The sequence below is a fragment of the Kribbella swartbergensis genome, assembly GCF_054784135.1.
This window is the reverse complement of sequence record NZ_BAAGPM010000022.1, coordinates 658910-676455: the sequence shown is the minus strand read 5'-3', so window position 1 is coordinate 676455 and position 17546 is coordinate 658910. Positions and strand designations below refer to the sequence as shown.

The following is a 17546-nucleotide window of genomic DNA, read 5'->3' as shown; positions in this document are numbered from 1 at the left end:
ACGCCTGGGACGGTCGATGAGGGATCTGCTGCCCGCGCCCGGACCGCTTCGCCCGCTCGCCCTCGCCACCCTGCTCAGCCGGATCGGCAGCGGCCTGCTGATGACGGTCAGCGTCCTGTACTTCACCCGGATCGTCGGATTGTCGATCGCTCAGGTCGGCCTCGGGCTCACGATCGCCGGACTGTTCGGCCTGTTGTCGGCGGTGCCGATGGGTCACCTGGCCGATCGCCGCGGTCCGCGCACGCTGTTCGTCGTCCTCAGCCTGATGCTCTGCGGGCTGACCCTCCTCTACCTGCTGGTGGAGACCTTCTGGCAGTTCCTCGTCGTCTCAGTCGTGCTGACCGTGATCGACCGGGGTGCGGGCGCCGTCCGGGCGGCGTTGATCGCTGCGATCACCCAAGGCGCCGACCGGGTCGCGGCCCGCGCGTACCTGCGCGCCGTCACCAACATCGGCATCATGGCCGGCGCCGGGATCGCTGTGTTCGCACTCCACTTCGACACGGGTACGGCGTACCGGGCCATGTTCGTGCTGGACGCCGTACTGAGCATCGTCGCGGCGTTCGTCGTGCTGGCGGTTCCACGGGTCGCGCCGTTGCCGAGGACCGGCGACGGACCAGTGTGGGTCGCCCTCCGCGATCGCGGCTATCTGGCTGTTGCCTCGCTCAACGCCGCGATGTCGATCCAGTACGCCGTTCTGGACGTCGCGATCCCGCTGTGGGTGGTCGACCACACCGACGCACCCCGCTGGACCGTCGCGCTGCTGCTGATCATCAACACCGCGGTCGTCGCCCTGTTCCAGGTGCGGTCGTCGCGCGGCATCGCCGACCCGGCGACTGCCGCCCGCGCGACCCGGACCGCCGGATTGTTGCTGATGGCATCGATGGTGCTGTTCGCCGGAGCGTCATGGGGCGATGCCGCGCTCGCGGTCGGGCTGCTCGCGCTCGGTGCGCTGGTGCAGGTGCTGGGGGAGTTGCTGCAGTCGTCCGGCTCGTTCCTGCTCGGCTTCGACCTCGCCGCCGACCATGCCCAGGGGCAGTACCAGGGTGTCTGGAACACCAGCATGTCGATCAGCACCATGGTCGCGCCGACCGTCCTGGCCCTGCTCCCACTCGGCCTCGGCGTGCCGGGCTGGATCATTCTCGGCGTCTGGTTCGCCGTCGTCGGGGTCCTGTTCGTCCCCGTCGTACGCTGGGCCGCGGCCCGGCGACCGGCTCAGGTCGGCTCGCGGTAGCCGAGGGCGGCGGAGATCTTGCGAGCGGCCTCGATCGCTGCGGGAGCCATCAGCGCGACCTGGGCGATCGACTGTTCCAGGGACAGGGTGGAGATGCTGACCGCGGCGATCGCGGCGCCGGTGTGGTCGTGGATGACGGCCGCGACGCAGCGGATACCCGGCTCGTTCTCCTCGTCGTCGAGGGCGTAGCCGCGCGACCGCACCTGGGCGAGATCCGCCTTCAACGCCCTCGCTGTCGTGTGGGTCAGGGGAGTGCGAGCGGGCAGCCCGGTCCGGGTGATGAGGCCGTCGAGTGCCGCGTCGTCCAGTTCGGCCAGCAGCGCCTTGCCGATACCGGTGCAGTGCAACCAGATCGCCTTGCCCACCCGGGACGGCATCCGGTACGGCTTCGGCCCGTCCAGCCGCGCGACGTAGATCGCCTCGTCGCCGTTCAGGAGTCCGACGTGGACCGTGCACCGAGTCTGCGCGACCAGATCGGCCAGCACCGGGCGGGCGACGGTGGCGAGGTCGACGTTGGTGAGGGCATGACCGGCGAGCCGCAGCGCCTTCGGGCCGGGGTGGTACGACCCGTCCTCGGCCTGCGCGACGAACTCGTGCTCGACCAACGAGGCCATGATCCGGTGCACGGTCGACTTGGCCAGGCCGGTCGCGTTGACGACGTCGGTGAAGCGCGAGTGCTCCAGAACGGCGTCCAGCACCATCAGCGTCTTGTCGATGGCCGAGGGCGAGTTCATGTCGGTCATCTTGCCACTCCCTATCTGGCCAGCCAGCCGCGATCGGCTGATTCCTGGAACACTGTCCCGCGCCACAGAACACCACCGAAATCGAAACCACCGACGTCGCCAACGGCGGCGTCCTCGTCGCCGACGCCTGAGCTCCCCAGGCGGCCTGGTCCCCTTCCGCAGGGGAGACCAGGCCGCCGAATGGTGGAATTCGGGGGTCGGGTGGGCGGTGAGCGACTAGGGTGCTGAGCATGCGAGTTGGAGTTTTCGGGGCCACGGGTCAGGTCGGTAGTGTCATGCGGGAGCTGCTCGTCGAGCGGAAGTTCCCGGTGGACGACATCCGGTACTTCGCGTCCGCTCGGTCGGCCGGGACCAAGCTGCCGTTCGGTGACGCCGAGATCACCGTCGAGGACTCCGCCACCGCCGACTTCACGGGTCTCGACCTGGCGCTGTTCTCCAACGGCAAGACCGCCTCCAAGGAGTTCGCGCCGAAGGTCGCCGCGGCCGGCGCCGTCGTGGTCGACAACTCGTCGGCCTGGCGGATGGACCCCGACGTACCGCTCGTCGTGTCCGAGGTGAACCCGGGCGACCTGGACAACCTGCCGAAGGGCATCGTCGCCAACCCGAACTGCACCACCATGGCCGCGATGCCGGTGCTCGCCCCGCTGCACCGCGAGGCGACCCTGACCCGGCTGATCGCCGCCACCTACCAGGCCGTCTCGGGCTCCGGCGGCGCCGGCGTCAGCGAGCTGGAGGACCAGGCCCGCGCCCTCGCCGAGACGGGCGGCCGGCTGGCCCGCGGGGCCGACGGCATCACGCTGCCCGAGCCCAAGGTGTACGCCGGGCCGATCGCGTTCAACGTGCTCCCGCTGGCCGGATCGATCGTTGCCGACGGCACCGGTGAGACCGACGAGGAGCAGAAGCTGCGGAACGAGAGCCGCAAGATCCTGCACATCCCGGATCTCCTCGTCGCCGGTACCTGTGTCCGGGTCCCGGTCTTCACCGGCCACTCGCTCAGCATCCACGCCGAGTTCGCTTCGCCGATCACGCCGGAGCGCGCGACCGAGCTGCTCGGCACCGCCCCCGGTGTCGCCCTCGCCGACCTCCCGACCCCGCTGCTCGCGGCCGGGCTGGACCCGTCGTACGTCGGCCGGATCCGCCAGGACCAGTCGGTCCCCGACAACCGCGGCCTCGCCCTGTTCATCTCCAACGACAATCTCCGCAAGGGCGCCGCCCTCAACGCCGTCCAGATCGCGGAGCTTCTCGCCGCCCGCTGAGCCCTCCCGATGTCAAGAAAATGTCATGGGGAGAGACCTCGTTCCTAGGCCCCCGCGGCGCTAATGTGTGCCTTTCCTGCTGGTTGCTGTGATGCAGCTGTTCGGCCGGGACCAGGGGAGGTGACCGAGCTGGAGCGGCGTCGTGTGGGTGGCTCTTCGGAGCTGCGGTTCCGCCTACTGGGAACGGTCGAGGTGCGGACCGTGGGCGGTGAGGTGATCCCGCTCCCGTCGCACCGGCCCGCGGTCCTGCTGGCCGCGCTGCTGCTACGTCTCAACCGGACCGTGCGGACCGAGGATCTCGTCGACGTCCTGTGGGACGACGACGAGTTGCCGAGCAGCCCGCGCTCCGCCCTGCAGATCTACGTCTCCAGGCTGCGGGCCGCACTCGGGGACACCGACCGGACGATGATCCGCACCGGTGACGGAGGCTACGCGCTGCATGCGGACCCGGAGCAGCTCGATCTCGAGACGTTCCGGTCCCTGGTCCGCCGTGCCGGGCAGGCCGGTGATCCTGCCCGGAAGGTCGCGCTCCTGACCGAGGGGCTCGCCCTCTGGCGCGGCGAACCGCTGGCCGGGCTGGACGCCGGCACGCTGACCCGCGAGATGGTCCCGCGGCTGGTCGAGGAGCACCTGCAGGCGCGGGAGTCGGCGTTCGATGCCCGGCTCGCGCTCGGCGACGCGGCCGCGGTGATCCCGGAGCTGACCGAGCTCGTCGAGCGCTACCCGACGCGCGAACGGTTCTGGGCCCAGCTGATGCGCGCCCAGCACGCGTCCGGACGGCACGCTCTCGCGTTGTCGACGTACGGCGAAGTCTCCCGCCGGCTGCGCGAGCTCCTCGGGGTCGGGCCCGGGCCCCGAACTCCAGCGGGTGCACGCCGAACTGCTGGAGGCGACGGACACCGAGAGCATGGTGGTGCCGCGACAGCTGCCGACCGCCGTACCGGCGTTCACCGGCCGGACGGAGCACCTGCAACGCCTGAACAGCCTGCTGCCCGGTGCGCACGTCGGACTCGTCATCGGACCGGCGGGCGTGGGCAAGACGTCACTCGCGATCCACTGGGCCAGGCAGGTCGCCGACACCTTCACCGACGGGATCCTGTACGCCGACCTGCTCGGGTACTCGCCGGCCATCGAGCCCGCCGACCCGCTGACCGTGGTGCCGCGGTTCCTCGCCGGACTGGGGATCCCGGCCGACCGGCTGCCGATCACCGCGGACGAGCAGATCGCGTTGTACCGCAGCCTGTTGGCCGAGCGGGCGGTCCTGGTCGTCCTCGACAATGCCCGGACCGCCGAACAGGTCCGCCCGCTGGCGGCATCCGGGCCGAACTGCCTCACCTTGGTCACCAGCCGGAACGAGCTCGCCGGGCTGGTGGCGACCGAGCAGGCGGAGCCGATCCAGCTGGACGTCCTCGACCCGGTCCAGTCGAGACAGTTGCTGGCAGCAAGGGTCGGCGAGCGGCGGCTGCAGGAGGATGCCCGGAGCACCGAAGCGCTGATCAGCCGGTGTGCCGGGCTTCCGCTGGCCCTCTCGCTGCTCGGGGCACAGATCGCGTTGCGCCCGCGGCGGCCGCTGGACTCGTTCGTCGAGACGCTCAGCCAGGCGCCGCTGGACGCGCTGGCGACCAGCGACGGCGTCGACGTACGGACGATCTTCTCCTGGTCGTACCGGCAGTTGCGGCCCGAGCTCGCGCGGATGTTCCGGTTGCTGGCCCAGCATCCGGGGGCCGAGATCACCGTCGGCGCCGCGGCGGCGTTGGCCGGCGTACCGATTCGTGAGGCTCGCGGGATGCTCGCCGTACTGGTGGCGAATCATCAACTCGTCGAGCTCGGGCAGGATCGCTACACGATGCACGACCTGCTCCGCAGTTACGCGCGCGAGTTGTGCGCGGAGCAGGAGGCCGACGAGGCGTTCGAGCGACTGCTCGGGTATCTGGTTCACACCGGCAAGGCGGCCGCGTTGCTGCTCGCCCCAGGGCGGGACCCGGTCGAGTTGCCGGGTCTGGATCCGGGTGTCGAGACGGTTCAGCTGTCGACGCGCGAGGACGCATTCGCCTGGTTCGACTCCGAGCAACCGAACAGCCTCGCCGTACTGCGTGCTGCCGCCGGGCGGGCCGACGGGTTGTTGTGGTTGTACGTGTGGACGATCGCGGACTATCTCGACTTCCGCGGACGGCCCGGCTACATGGAGTCGGAGTTGCTCGCGCTCGAGGCGGCGGTGCGGCTCGGTGATCTGCGCAAGCAGGCCCAGACTCGGCGGGACCTCGCCCGCGGTCACATGGCGCTGCGGCGATGGGACGACGCGCTCCGGCAGCACGCGCTCGCCCTCGGCATCGCAGAGGAGCTGGGCGACGACGCCGGGGTTGCGCACGGATCGCTCAGCCAGGCGCGGGTGCTGAGCCGGATTGGGGAGCACCGGGAGGCCATCGAGAAGACGATGCGCGCGCTCCGCATCTACGAGCGGACCGGTCACGTCGAGGCGCGGGCGAACGCACTCAACAACCTCGGCTGGTACTACGGGCAGCTCGGTGAGTACGACGCGGCCGTTGATTACGCGCAGCAGGCGCTGAAGCTCTACGAGGAGCAGGACAGCGAGTACGGGCGTGCCGTGGTGAGCGACACCATGGCGTTCGCCCTGGCCGGGTCCGGCCGGCTCGACGAAGCCATTGCCGGTTATGCGACCGCGGTTGCCATCGTGCGCGCCCTCGGCCGGCGGCACGAGACCGCTGAATGCCTGATGTCGATGGCCCAGGTACAGGAGCTCGCCGGCCGGCGCGACGCGGCCCGGGCGAGCTGGAGCGAGGCGCTGGAAATCCTCGAGGCGATGGACCACCCCGACGCCGAGGCGGCCCGGCGCGCGCTGGACCGGCTGCGACCCGGTTGACGAGACCGCCTGGTGCGGGGGTAGAACTGTCAGTGAGACGCAGCCCACTGGCCGTGTGCGCGCGTTGCGGAAACGTAATAGAGAAGCTGCGGCCGGGTGAGCGAGGGGCATAGTCAGCCGTGCCCGGTAGCGATTACCCTCCGGTTACTTGACCCCCCGATGGAGGCCAGAGATGAAGCCAGTCGCCGATGAGGGCCAGCTCGCGCTGCTCAGCAACCGCAAAGAGAACATGGCCGCGATGTTCCTCGACCGGGTCGCCGCGACCCCTTCACGCGAGGCCTTCCGGTACCCGTCCGGGGACCAGTGGAAATCCGTCAGCTGGCGGGACCTCGACGAGCTCGCCCGCCGCCGGGCCGCCGGTCTGATCGCCCTCGGCGTCCAGCCCGAACAGCGGGTGGCGATCGCGTCCAGCACCCGGATGGAATGGGTCGAGTGCTACCTGGCCGCCGTCCTCGCGGCCGCGGCCACGACCACGATCTACCCCACCACGATCGCCACCGACGTCGCGTTCATCGTGGCGGATGCCGACGTACAGGTCGTGTTCGCCGAGGACGCGAGCCAGCTGGACAAGCTGCGGGAGCACCGGTCCGAGACGCCCTCACTGCAGAAGGTCGTGCTGATCGACGGTGAGCCGCCCGCCGACGACGCGTCCTGGGTGTTGTCGCTGTCGGCGCTCGACGAGCTCGGGGCGTCGTACCTGAAGGACAACCCGGCCGCCGTGGACGACCGGCTTGCCCAGATCAAGCCCGATCACCTGTGCACGCTGATCTACACCTCCGGCACCACCGGCCGGCCGAAGGGTGTCCGGTTGCCGCACTCGGTCTGGACCTACGAGGGTGCCGCGGTGGAGGGGATCCGGGTGCTCAGCCCGGACGACCTGCAGTTCCTCTGGTTGCCGTTGTCCCACGTGTTCGGTCAGGTGCTGCTCGCCGTACAGTTCCAGATCGGCTTCGCCACCGCGATCGACGGGCGGATCGACAAGATCGTCGAGAACGCCGCCGTCGTCCAGCCCACCTTCATGGCCGCCGCGCCCCGGATCTTCGAGAAGGCGCACTCCCGGATCGTCACCATGATCGAGGAAGAGGGCGGGATCAAGGCCAAGCTCTTCCACTGGGCCTTCGGCGTCGGCGCTCGGGTCTCCGCGCTGCGCCAGGCCGGCAAGGAGCCCGGCGGTGCTCTGGCGGCGCAGTACACCCTCGCCGACAAGCTGGTGCTGTCCAAGATCCGGGCCCGCTTCGGCGGCCGGATCCGGTTCTTCGTCTCCGGCTCGGCCGCGCTCGACAAGAAACTGGCCGAATGGTTCCACGCCGCCGGGCTGCTGATCCTCGAGGGCTACGGCCTGTCCGAGACCGCCGCCGGCTCGTCGCTGAACCGGCCCACGCAGTACCGGCTCGGCAGCGTCGGCCCGATCTTCCCCGGCACCGAGGCGAAGATCGCCGAGGACGGCGAGATCCTGATCAAGGGCCCCGGCGTGATGAGCGGCTACCACAACCAGCCCGAGCAGACCGCCGAGGTGATCGACGCCGACGGCTGGTTCCACACCGGCGACATCGGCCACTTCGAGGACGAGTTCCTGTTCATCACCGACCGGAAGAAGGACCTGTTCAAGACCTCCGGCGGCAAGTACGTCGCCCCGCAGGCCATCGAGGGCCGGTTCAAGATGATCTGCCCGTACGTCGGCCAGTTCGTTGTCCACGGCAACAAACGGAACTTCGTCAGCGCGCTGGTCACGCTCGACCCCGACGCGATCCAGGGATGGACCGCCGCGAACGGCATGGCCGGCAAGTCGTACAGCGAGATCGTCACCTCCGACGCGGCCCGCGCCATGGTCCAGGGCTACATCGACGAACTCAACGCCGGCCTGAACCGCTGGGAAACCGTGAAGAAGTTCACCATCCTCGACCGCGACCTCACCGTCGAGTCCGGGGAGATGACCCCCAGCCTGAAACTCAAGCGCAAACACGTGGAGAACCAGTACGCCGACCTCCTCGACAAGATGTACGAGTAAGCCTCACGCGATCTCGCCGCAGGTGGTTCCCCACGCGGCGCTACGCGCGGCTCCTCCGTCGCCGTGCTCGCCGCCGCTCCCGCCCGCCCTTTTGTGCGCGTGCTGTCGCCCGCTTGGTCGAAAGCCGTGTGGGGTCGCCTGGCCGTTGTTCGTCAGGCGGCTCCACCTCGGGGTTTTACCCGCGGCGGCGCTACGCGCGGCTCCTGCGTCGCCGTGCTCGCCGCCGCTCCCGCCCGCCCTTTGTGCGCGTGCTGTCGCCCGCTTAGTTGAAAGCCGTGTGGGGTCGCCTGGCCGTTGTTCGTCAGGCGACTCCACCTCGGGGGTTTTACCCGCGCGGCGCTACGCGCGGCTCCTGCGTCGCCGTGCTCGCCGCCGCTCCCACCCGCCCTTTTGTGCGCGTGCTGTCGCCCGCTTGGTTGAAAGCCGTGTGGGGTCGCCTGGCCGTTGTTCGTCAGGCGACCGCACCGGCGTTGACCGCACCCGTTTGACCCACGCGGAGCTACGCGCGCTCCTCCGTCGCCGTGCTCGCTACCACTCCCGCACACCCGGTGGGGTGGGTGCTGGTGTCGTGCACCCGGTGGGGTGGGTGCTGGGGTCGTACACCCGGTGGGGCGGGTGGTGTCGTCGGCTTGATCGAAGGGTCACGTGAGCGTCGATCGTCCGGCAACACCACCCGGGGTTACCTACCCGGTCTCACCGCACGGGGTTCACGAACATAGTTCGCCGCCCCGCGGCGTACGCGTGGCTCCTTCGTCGGCGGAAGGCGGTGGAGGTTGGCGGGAAGGCGGCAAGCCTGCCGGTGGCCCGTGAGGGTTCACGGGCCACGGGTAGCACCTAGCAAGGTTCAGTTCTTCTTGGCGGCGGCTTTGCCGCCTTTGCGGCCGGCTTCTTTCTTTTGGGCGGTGGTGCCGCCTTGTTTGCTGCTGCTGCTGCCCTTGCCGCTCTTCTTGCCGCCGTGTTCGCTCGACTTCGGCGCGTTGGCGATCTTGGCGGCGCGCTCCTTGGACATGCCCTTGTCCTTGAGGGCCTCGTACTGCTTCTCGTTCTTGACGTTCGCCGACTTGCTCGGCATCACTACCTCCTGGGCTCGAGTAGCTTCACCCAGCCGGTACCCAGCCCTTCTCGGCTGGATACGAGACTCGTCAGTCCGGCGGTTCGACCGGGCGGCCTTCGTTGCCTTGGGTCACGTCCTGGTCGCGGGGTGGGCGGCGGGCCGGGTTCGGCTCGGGGCCGGGGGAGCGGTCGCCTTCGCTGTGTTCGACCTCGTCGAAGTCGAGGCCGCCCTTCTCGAGTTCGTCGTTCTCCAGGGCGTCGTTCAGTTCGGTGTCGCTAACGGTTTTGTGCTTGTCGTCGAGTCCGGGTCGGTCGAAGCTCATCGTCGCCTCCAGGTTTCGGGATCCTCCCGGTAACCGCGGTCATGCCTTGCCAATCGGAATAGTTGCCTGTCTCCTGGGCACTGAGGAGACAGGACGAAGCCGGAGCACTCGAGGGTTCGGCATCGTCCAGGTTCCCGGTGTTGAGCCAACCAGCACCTGGGACCGTTCAAGGGGGTGCGGACACTGTGAGGAGTCAGGAAGCCCATCAGCCGCCGGCCGCCCTGCCGGACGGCTCGATGCCGCTGTACGCCAATCATCCGTTGCCGGGCATGCCGGGCGGAGGCCCGCCGCTGCTCGGCTTCGGCTGGGGTCCGGACTTCAGCGGCACCGGTGACGTTGCCCCGCCGCATCGGCAGCGGGCCGGCCTTGCCATCGGCCTGTTGATCATTTGTGGACTGGCGATCGGCCTGGTGATCGCCGCCCTCGCTGCCGGCTCCGGTGATCCGGGCGGCACGGCCTTCGTGACCTGGCGCCTCGGGGATTCGGCGCGGGCACAGGGGTGACCAAGGGGCACCTGGCCGCGCGCGAGGCCGGGGGCTCCAGGTCCCGGTGTTCTGACCAGCAGCACCGGGACCGTCCACAATCGATCGGGGAGCCGGCATGGCAGTTCCAGTGGTCCTTGTCGTCGGCGCGTCGAGCGGCATCGGCCGGGCGACGGCTCGGCGGTTGGCCGGGGCGCAGGGCCGGCTGGCCCTGACCGGCCGGTCGACCGCCCGCCTCGACGAGGCAGCTGTCGAGTGCCGCGAGGCAGGGGCGGCCGACGTACTCCTGCTGCCGATGGACGTGTCGGACTCGGCTGCGGTGGACCGGGCCGTCAAGGACACGGTGGCCGCGTACGGCCGGATCGACGCGATCGTGCACTGCGCCGCCGTACTCGCCTTCGGGCGGTTCGAGGACATCCCGGCAGCCGTCTTCGATCGGGTCGTCGACACGAACCTGCGAGGTACGGCGAACGTGGCCCGGGCCGGACTGCGGCAGTTCCGGGCCCAGGGCAAGGGATGCCTGGTGATCGTGAGTTCGGTGCTCGGCAAGGTGACGATCCCGTACTCCAGCCCGTACGTGACCAGCAAATGGGCGGTTCACGGATTCGCTCGCGTACTGCGCCTCGAGGCACGGCAGCTACCCGGGGTCGAGGTCACCTTGGTCTCGCCGGGCTCGGTGGACACTCCGATCTACGCCCGAGCCGCGAGGTACTTCGGCCGCCCGGGCCGGCCGATTCCGCCCGTCTACGACGTGGAACGCGTCGCGGTGCGGATCGTCCGGGCGATCGAGCGGCCACGTCGGGAGACGACGGTCGGCCTGATCAGCCACCTCGAGGTCGGGCTGTACCGCCTGCTTCCCGGCGTCTTCGAACGGCTGGTCGGCCCGATCGTCCGTTTTTTCGGCTTCGAACGCAGGCAGCGGACGGCGCCGGACCCGGGGAATGTCTTCGAGGCCCGCGAGTCAGCCGACCGCGGGTAGGCGGGGCGGCGCCGGCTTCTTCTGTGTGGCGAATCTGCGGCCGGCGACGACCTCTTCGGCGACCCGCTGGAGCTTGAGGTCGTTTCCTTCGGCGTAGCGCCGCAGTACGGCGAACGCTTGGTCGGAGTCGAGGTCGTGGCGTTCCATCAGGATGCCCATGGCCTGCCCTACCAGCTTGCGGGCGTCGACCTTGCTCGTCATGTCCTCGCGCCGCTGCACGGTGGCGACCGCGACCGCAGCATGGCGGGCGAGCACGTGGGCGATGGCGATGTCGTCGTCGCCGAAGCCGTCGCACACGCTCTTGTAGAGACTGAGCACGCCGAGCGTGTTGCTGCCGGCAATCAGCGGCAGGTGTACGACGCTGCCGACGCCCAAGGTGACCGCGTGCCGGCTCCAGGCCGGCCATCGGGTCTCGTCGGCCGCGCTGGGGATGTAGAGAACGACGTTGTGGTCGATCGCGGCGATCATCGGCCCGTCGCCGTGGTCGAGTTGCAGCCCGTAGAGCAGGCGAGGAACGTCGCTGCTCACCGTGCCGATCGTGATGACGCCGCTCGCGTCCTGGAGTGCGATGCCGGCGTGCTCGCAGGCGACCGCCGGGATCGCGTAGCGGACCACGGCCTCCGCGGTCTCGGCCGTGGTCGGCGCGTCGTGGAGCAGCACCGCGAGCTCGGCGAAGGCGTGCGCCTGCCGGTTGTCGCGCGCGGCGGCGATGGGGGTCGACATGGGGGCTCTCGAATCTGGCGCGCGAACCGGCCAGCCGATGCCCGCGTCGAGGAGTGGTGCACCCCGCCGCGTCTTGACGGAATCAGTTCACACTACGCCACCTCGACGCGTTCCGCGACCGGAAGACCTGCACAGAACCTTCACGAGTCGTCCGCCGTTCCTGACCAGCTCCGCTCCTACGCTCGAACCGTGGCAGTCGACGGAGCAGCCCGCAGGATCCTCGTGGTCGAGGACGAGCCGGTGATCAACCAGGCGGTGACCGACCGGTTGCGGGGGTCGGGGTACGACGTCGTGCAGGCCTGGGACGGGCCCGGCGCGGTGGCGATGTTCGCCGAGACCGCGCCGGATCTGGTCCTACTGGACGTGATGCTGCCCGGGTTCGACGGGCACGAGGTCTGCCGGCGGATCCAGGCCGATCGGCCGGTGCCCGTGTTGATGCTGACCGCGCGCGACGACGAGGCGGACATCCTGGTCGGGCTCGGCGTCGGTGCCGACGACTACCTGACGAAGCCGTTCCGGATGCGGGAGCTGGTGGCACGGGTGGCTGCTCTGCTTCGACGCGTCGAACGGGCCGCCGAGCTGGCTGTCCGCCCGGTCACCGAGCTGGGCGACCTGCGGATCGACGCGGCCGCCCGCCGGGTGTGGATCGCGGGGAGCGAGGTCCATCTGACGCCGACGGAGTTCGATCTGCTGCTCTGTCTGGCCGCGAAGCCGGGCGCCGTACTGACCCGGGAACAGCTGTACGCCGATGTGTGGGGCTGGCCGAACGCGTCGGGCACCCGCACGGTCGACAGCCATGTGAAGGCGTTGCGAGCCAAGATCGGCGCGGATCGCGTGCGCACGGCGCATGGTGTCGGCTACGCCCTCGAGCCGGGGAGTGCGACATGAGCAGCCCGCTGCTGGATCAGGTCACGTCGGTCAAGGTCAAGCTCGGTCTGCTGGTCGCGGTCAGCGTGGTCGTCGCCTCGATCGTCGCGGCCGTCGGAGCCGTCGGCAGCGTACCGGTGTGGCTCAGCATCCCGGTCACGGTGGCCTTGGCCCTGGGTGTGACGCAGTTGCTGGCGGTCGGGATGACGTCGCCCCTGCGGGAGATGACCGCCGCGGCTCGGCGGATGGCGCGTGGCGACTACTCCGCACGTGTCACCGCGAGTTCGAGCGACGAGGTCGGAGAGCTGGCCCGGGCGTTCAACCGGATGGCGGAGGACCTGGCAGCCGTCGACCGCCGGCGTCGCGAATTGGTCGCGAACGTCAGTCATGAGCTGCGGACCCCGCTCGCCGCGTTGTGCGCCGTACTCGAGAACTTGGTCGACGGCGTCGCCGAGCCGGATCCCGTCGCGTTGCGGACGGCGCTCGATCAGGCGGAGCGGCTTTCGGCGCTTGCCAACGACCTGCTCGATCTGGCCCGAATCGATGCCGGTGAGGCCAGGCTGTCCACCACCGAGGTATCGGTCGGGGAGTTGCTGGAACGGGCCGTGGCCGAGGCGCGAGTGGTGGGGCGCGAGGTGCGGTACGACGTACGCGTCACACCCCCGGATCTGACCGTGTACGCGGATCCGGCTCGGCTCCACCAACTGGTCGCCAACTTGCTCGACAACGCCTCCCGGCACAGCCCTGCCCGGGGACTGGTTCGGATCAGCGCCGAGGCGACGCCCGAGGGGTGGCGGCTGGAGGTCGCCGACGAGGGACCGGGTGTGCCGGCCGCCGACCGGGAACGGGTCTTCGAACGATTCGGCACGTTGACAGGAGCCGACGGTGGCGGCGGCACCGGTCTCGGGCTGGCGATCGCCCGCTGGGTGACCGATCTCCACGGCGGCACCATCCACTTCGTCGATCCCGCGCCGGGCAGTACCGGTGCCCGGGTCCGGGCGAACCTGCCGCGCGAACCACGGCACAGCCCCCGCACAGCCGGGGCCGACAACCACGTCAGCACGAAGGCACAGGAGCCAGTCATGACGAAACCGGTCGCCACTCCCGCCCCCGTCGCCGCGCAACCGCCGGAGTCGGGAATGGACATGCTGTTCGGCAGATTCTGGCCCGAGGCCGGTCTGCCCGGGAGCGTCCGTGCGGTCCTGTACTGCTTGGGCGTCGGGCTGCTGGCCGGCATCGTCTTGCCGTTCCGCGACCTCGGCCTCGGCACGTTCGTCGTCCTGCTGGCTGCCGGGGCAGTGATCCTTGCCTTCAGCGTGAATCGGCGCTCTCGCTTCACCCAGGTCTGTGCCGCGCTGTGCGTGCTCCTGGCCGCGACCACCGTTGTCCGAGATGCGGAGTGGATCGTCGTACTGTGCCTCCTGGCGGGTGGTGCGCTGTGCATGGCCGGGCTGGTCAACGGCCGCACACTGCCGGCGTTCGTCCTGTCCGGGCTGGCCTGGCCGCTCGCTGGATTGCGGGGACTGCCTTGGCTCGGTCGTTCGGCGCAGGCCGTCAAGGGTCTGCGGACGAGCGCGGCGGCCTTGCGAACGGTCGTGTGGTCGTTGCTGGGGGTCCTGGTCTTCGGCCTACTGTTCGCCTCGGCCGATGCGGTCTTCGCGGAGTGGGCGGGTGCGGTCGTGCCGGATCTGGAGCTTGATTCGTTCGTACTGCGGGCGTTCGTCACCGTTGCCGTTGGTGGAGTTGTGCTGGCAGCGACGTACCTCGGGCTGAATCCGCCCAACGTCGAGACCGGATCCGGGGCGGCGCGGCCGGTCGCCCGTCGCTACGAGTGGCTGGTGCCGGTGCTGCTCGTGGACGCCGTTTTCCTGGTCTTTCTCGCTGCGCAGGTCACGGCCAACTTCGGCGGACACGAGTATCTCGAGCGCACCACCGGGCTGACGTATGCCGAGTACGTCCACCAGGGCTTCGGTCAGCTCACGGTGGCCACTGCGCTCACGTTGCTCGTGGTGTGGGCCGCCGCTCGCAAGGCTCCGCGGGCAACGGCCGCGGACGTGGCCTGGCTGCGGGGATCACTCGGCCTGCTGTGCTTACTGACCTTGGTCGTCGTCGCGTCCGCCCTGTATCGGATGCATCTCTACCAGGAGGCGTACGGCTTCACCGAACTCCGTCTGCTCGTCGACGTCTTCGAGGGCTGGTTGGGGCTGCTCGTGATCGGCGTGATGATCGCCGGGGTGACGCTGAAGGCCGGCTGGCTGCCGCGGGCGGCACTGCTCAGTGGCGCGACCCTCCTGCTCGGGCTTGCCGCGATCAACCCGGACGCCTGGATCGCCCAGCACAACGTCGACCGGTACGCCGAGACCGGCAAGGTGGACTGGCGTCACCTGCAAGGGCTTTCGGACGACGCCGTACCGGTGCTGGCCAAGCTGCCCGACGACGTGGTCGGGTGTGCGATGCGCTATCGCGCGGTAAGTGACAACGACTGGCTCGAGTGGAACCTCGGCCGCCACCGTGCCAACCCGCTCATCAGCGCCGGCGAGGCAACGACTCCGACCACCTGCACGAGCGAACCGGCCAGGTAGCGGCTGCAGACGTTTGGTGGCGCGGGGTGGGGAGACCCGGCCCGTGGTTCTCGCCGCACTCCACCGCCACGCGCCACCAATCCGCGTGATTTCACCGGCCGACGTCGGGCACCGGCCGGCGCGACCCCTGATCGCGTGGCGAGCAGGTACCCAGCCCCAGGTCCCGCCATTCGCCGATGGCAGCTGTGCGATGCGTCACAACCACTGATCGCTGGGTGACGCCTCTCACCCGTCGGCTGCCTCCGGCGTGACGCCGTCTCCGCCACCCCAGACGATGCAGAATTCGTTGCCTTCGATGTCGCGCATCGTCTGCCACCTGCCGCCGTCGTACAGGTCGTCGGCGCGGGTCGCACCCAACCGGATCGCCCGTTCGATGGCTTGCTCTCGCGCCTCCGGCGGAACATAGAGATCCAGATGCAGCCGGTTCTTGACCTGTTTGCCCTCCGGCACGCGCTGGAAGTCCAACCGCACCGCTCCACCGTGCAGTTCGGTGACGCCGTCCTCGGCCCGTCGCAGCTCGCCGCCGAGCAGCGCCTGCCAGAACCGCCCGACTGCATCGGGGTCCGCGCAGTCGATCCCCACCGCGTCGATCTTCGGTGCGTACGACGTACCGTCGGCGCTCGGCTCGGTCATGGGCGCTCCCTCGCTGTCGTCAAGCGTGCCGTCCTCGGTGCCCGCTGGGTGCACGGGCGCGATCGCAGTCTATTGCCAGTGGGTACTGGCGATAGAAGCGACGGTTACGGTCCGTCGACGAGCTCAGGAGTACGACGATGGATGACCTCGAGCGTGCGAAGCGCCCCAAGTCCAGCCTGGCCGGGCCGTACGGGCATCCGTTCCATCCGGTCATGGTCACCGTGCCGATCGGCGCGTGGGTGGCCAGCGCCGTCTTCGACGTGGTCGCATTTGCCGCTGCCGACTCGGAGCCCGTGTTCGCGGAGGGGGCGTACTGGCTGATCGGCATCGGGATCGTCGGTGCGGTCCTGGCCGCCGTGTTCGGGCTGATGGATCTGCTCGTCATTCCCCGCGGCACGAAGGTTTTCAGGACAGGCCTGATCCACATGGTGCTGAACCTGACCGTGGTGATCCTCTTCGCCGTCAGCTTCGCGGTCCGGGCCGGCCAGGGGTACGAGGAGGCGAGTGTCGTCGCCTTCGTGCTGAGCCTGATCGCACTCGCCCTCCTCGGGGCCTCCGGCTGGCTGGGCGGTCAACTCGCCTACCACTACGGCGTCCGAGTAGCCGCCGAACAAACCCAACGCGAGGGCTACCGCTAACCCCTCCAACGTCCGCCGCCCCCGCGGACGGCTCGCAAGGCCTTGCGAATCCACGTGACGGGGAGCGCATGAACCGAACGTGTCGGTGAGTCGTCGGGGGGTACCGGGCCGGCATGACCGAGCCGAACGACGAGTACCAGGACCAGGACGCGGAGCCGACGATGACGGCGCCGGAGGAGGGCCGGCCGGACGCGACGGTCGCCGACGACGACCCGCCGCGCGACGGCGACGAACACGAATCCGGCGACCCCGCCGGACCGCCGGAGTGATCTCTGGTACGGCGGCCAACCATTCGAGGAGGCGTGATGGCACAGGATCCCGAGCGCACGGTGAAGGACAAGAACTACAACCTGGTGACGGTGCTGCAGGCATCGTTGCACTGGACCTGGCAGATGGAGACCTACATCGCCGACGCCGACGCGGCCGGCGACTCCGAGCTGGCCGAGTGGTTCCGCAAGATCCAGGAGAACAACCGCAAGGCCGGGGAGCAGGGCAAGGAGATGCTGGCCCAGCGCCTGTCCGCGGAAGAGACCGCCGGCTGACGGAGGTGGCGTTGTGACGTCAGGAGAACCGGCAGGCGTCGTACCACCGGGGAGGCAGGACGATCTGGTCACGGTCATCACGAGCGATCACCGCGAGATCGAGCGGATCTTCGCCGAACTGGAGTCGGGCGCCGGTACGCCGCAGCACCGGCGGGATCTGGCCGACCACCTGACGACCGAGCTGGTCCGTCATTCCGTGGCAGAGGAGATGTTCATGTACCCGGCGGCGCGCCGGGTACTGCCGGACGGTGACAGGGTCGCCGACCACGAGATCGAGGAGCATGCGGAGGTCGAGCGCACGCTGAAGGATCTGGAAGGGGTCGACGCGACCGATCCGGTGTTCGACGAACTTGTCGGCACCCTGATCGGCGACGTTCGGCTCCACATCCAGGACGAGGAGCAGCAACTGCTGCCGCGGATGCAGGCGGCGTGCAGCGTCGAGGAGCTGGAGGAGCTCGGCCGGCTGGTGGTCCGGGCGAAGGCGTCGGCACCCACGCGCCCGCACCCGTCCGCGCCGGACAAGCCGCCCGCCAACCTGATCCTCGGCCCCGGCGTCGGCATGATCGACCGCCTCCGGGACGCCCTGACCGGCCGCAATCACTAGC

17 protein-coding genes and 1 pseudogene are annotated in these 17546 nt (G+C 69.6%); 13 read left to right on the top strand and 5 right to left on the bottom strand.

Annotation, left to right across the window (positions count from 1 at the left end; all coding sequences use genetic code 11):
- The first annotated feature begins 16 nt into the window (after positions 1–16).
- Positions 17–1231, top strand: coding sequence for an MFS transporter (locus ACYVOK_RS21745; RefSeq protein WP_460664321.1), 1215 nt, complete (start codon positions 17–19; stop codon positions 1229–1231).
- Here ACYVOK_RS21745 and ACYVOK_RS21740 read toward each other — a convergent pair.
- On the bottom strand, positions 1213–1974 hold the full coding sequence (locus ACYVOK_RS21740; protein ID WP_460664320.1) for an IclR family transcriptional regulator: 762 nt from the start codon (positions 1972–1974) through the stop codon (positions 1213–1215). The genes ACYVOK_RS21745 and ACYVOK_RS21740 overlap by 19 nt on opposite strands.
- A gap of 230 nt (positions 1975–2204) precedes the next feature.
- On the opposite strand from ACYVOK_RS21740, the gene ACYVOK_RS21735 reads away from it, so the two are divergent.
- The 4 genes and pseudogenes from ACYVOK_RS21735 (at position 2205) to ACYVOK_RS21720 (ending at position 8119) form a co-directional block, all read left to right on the top strand.
- Complete coding sequence (locus ACYVOK_RS21735) at positions 2205–3230, top strand: aspartate-semialdehyde dehydrogenase (RefSeq protein WP_460664319.1); 1026 nt, start codon at positions 2205–2207, stop codon at positions 3228–3230.
- Positions 3231–3293: 63 nt separating this feature from the next.
- Positions 3294–4034, top strand: a pseudogene (locus ACYVOK_RS21730) (AfsR/SARP family transcriptional regulator); the annotation flags it as partial.
- A gap of 64 nt (positions 4035–4098) precedes the next feature.
- A complete protein-coding gene (locus ACYVOK_RS21725; protein WP_460664318.1) occupies positions 4099–6111 on the top strand; it encodes a tetratricopeptide repeat protein in 2013 nt (670 codons plus the stop codon).
- A gap of 172 nt (positions 6112–6283) precedes the next feature.
- Positions 6284–8119 (top strand): AMP-dependent synthetase/ligase, encoded by a 1836-nt coding sequence (locus tag ACYVOK_RS21720; protein ID WP_460664317.1) that lies wholly within the window; start codon positions 6284–6286, stop codon positions 8117–8119.
- A gap of 844 nt (positions 8120–8963) precedes the next feature.
- On the opposite strand, the gene ACYVOK_RS21715 is transcribed toward ACYVOK_RS21720, so the two are convergent.
- Together ACYVOK_RS21715 and ACYVOK_RS21710 are read right to left on the bottom strand one after the other, a co-directional pair.
- Complete coding sequence (locus ACYVOK_RS21715; RefSeq protein ID WP_460664316.1) at positions 8964–9191, bottom strand: DUF7218 family protein; 228 nt, start codon at positions 9189–9191, stop codon at positions 8964–8966.
- Between the two features lie 70 nt (positions 9192–9261).
- Entirely contained in the window at positions 9262–9495 is a 234-nt protein-coding gene (locus tag ACYVOK_RS21710) for a hypothetical protein (protein WP_460664315.1), read from the bottom strand.
- A gap of 185 nt (positions 9496–9680) precedes the next feature.
- On the opposite strand from ACYVOK_RS21710, the gene ACYVOK_RS21705 reads away from it, so the two are divergent.
- Both ACYVOK_RS21705 and ACYVOK_RS21700 read left to right on the top strand, forming a co-directional pair.
- Complete coding sequence (locus ACYVOK_RS21705) at positions 9681–9998, top strand: hypothetical protein (protein WP_460664314.1); 318 nt, start codon at positions 9681–9683, stop codon at positions 9996–9998.
- 97 nt (positions 9999–10095) lie between these two features.
- Positions 10096–10956, top strand: coding sequence for an SDR family NAD(P)-dependent oxidoreductase (locus ACYVOK_RS21700; RefSeq protein WP_460664313.1), 861 nt, complete (start codon positions 10096–10098; stop codon positions 10954–10956).
- On the opposite strand, the gene ACYVOK_RS21695 is transcribed toward ACYVOK_RS21700, so the two are convergent.
- Positions 10939–11679 carry a GAF and ANTAR domain-containing protein gene (locus ACYVOK_RS21695; protein ID WP_460664312.1) on the bottom strand — a complete coding sequence of 247 codons (741 nt, stop codon included), beginning with the start codon at positions 11677–11679 and terminating at the stop codon, positions 10939–10941. The genes ACYVOK_RS21700 and ACYVOK_RS21695 overlap by 18 nt on opposite strands.
- A 189-nt stretch (positions 11680–11868) precedes the next feature.
- Here ACYVOK_RS21695 and ACYVOK_RS21690 point away from each other — a divergent pair, with 189 nt between their 5' ends.
- Together ACYVOK_RS21690 and ACYVOK_RS21685 are read left to right on the top strand one after the other, a co-directional pair.
- A complete protein-coding gene (locus ACYVOK_RS21690; protein ID WP_460664311.1) occupies positions 11869–12567 on the top strand; it encodes a response regulator in 699 nt (232 codons plus the stop codon).
- Positions 12564–15128 carry a DUF4153 domain-containing protein gene (locus ACYVOK_RS21685; RefSeq protein WP_460664310.1) on the top strand — a complete coding sequence of 855 codons (2565 nt, stop codon included), beginning with the start codon at positions 12564–12566 and terminating at the stop codon, positions 15126–15128. Before ACYVOK_RS21690 ends, ACYVOK_RS21685 begins: the two co-directional genes overlap by 4 nt.
- Positions 15129–15353: 225 nt before the next feature.
- On the opposite strand, the gene ACYVOK_RS21680 is transcribed toward ACYVOK_RS21685, so the two are convergent.
- Positions 15354–15761 carry a VOC family protein gene (locus tag ACYVOK_RS21680; RefSeq protein ID WP_460664309.1) on the bottom strand — a complete coding sequence of 136 codons (408 nt, stop codon included), beginning with the start codon at positions 15759–15761 and terminating at the stop codon, positions 15354–15356.
- Positions 15762–15898: 137 nt separating this feature from the next.
- Here ACYVOK_RS21680 and ACYVOK_RS21675 point away from each other — a divergent pair, with 137 nt between their 5' ends.
- From ACYVOK_RS21675 to ACYVOK_RS21660, 4 genes are all read left to right on the top strand, one after another.
- The gene (locus ACYVOK_RS21675) at positions 15899–16399 is read left to right on the top strand and encodes a DUF2231 domain-containing protein (protein WP_460664308.1); all 501 of its coding nucleotides are present in this window, start codon (positions 15899–15901) and stop codon (positions 16397–16399) included.
- A gap of 113 nt (positions 16400–16512) precedes the next feature.
- On the top strand, positions 16513–16668 hold the full coding sequence (locus ACYVOK_RS21670; RefSeq protein WP_460664307.1) for a hypothetical protein: 156 nt from the start codon (positions 16513–16515) through the stop codon (positions 16666–16668).
- 36 nt (positions 16669–16704) lie between these two features.
- Complete coding sequence (locus ACYVOK_RS21665) at positions 16705–16941, top strand: hypothetical protein (protein WP_460664306.1); 237 nt, start codon at positions 16705–16707, stop codon at positions 16939–16941.
- 13 nt (positions 16942–16954) lie between these two features.
- A complete protein-coding gene (locus tag ACYVOK_RS21660; protein WP_460664305.1) occupies positions 16955–17545 on the top strand; it encodes a hemerythrin domain-containing protein in 591 nt (196 codons plus the stop codon).
- The last annotated feature ends 1 nt before the right edge of the window (position 17546 follow it).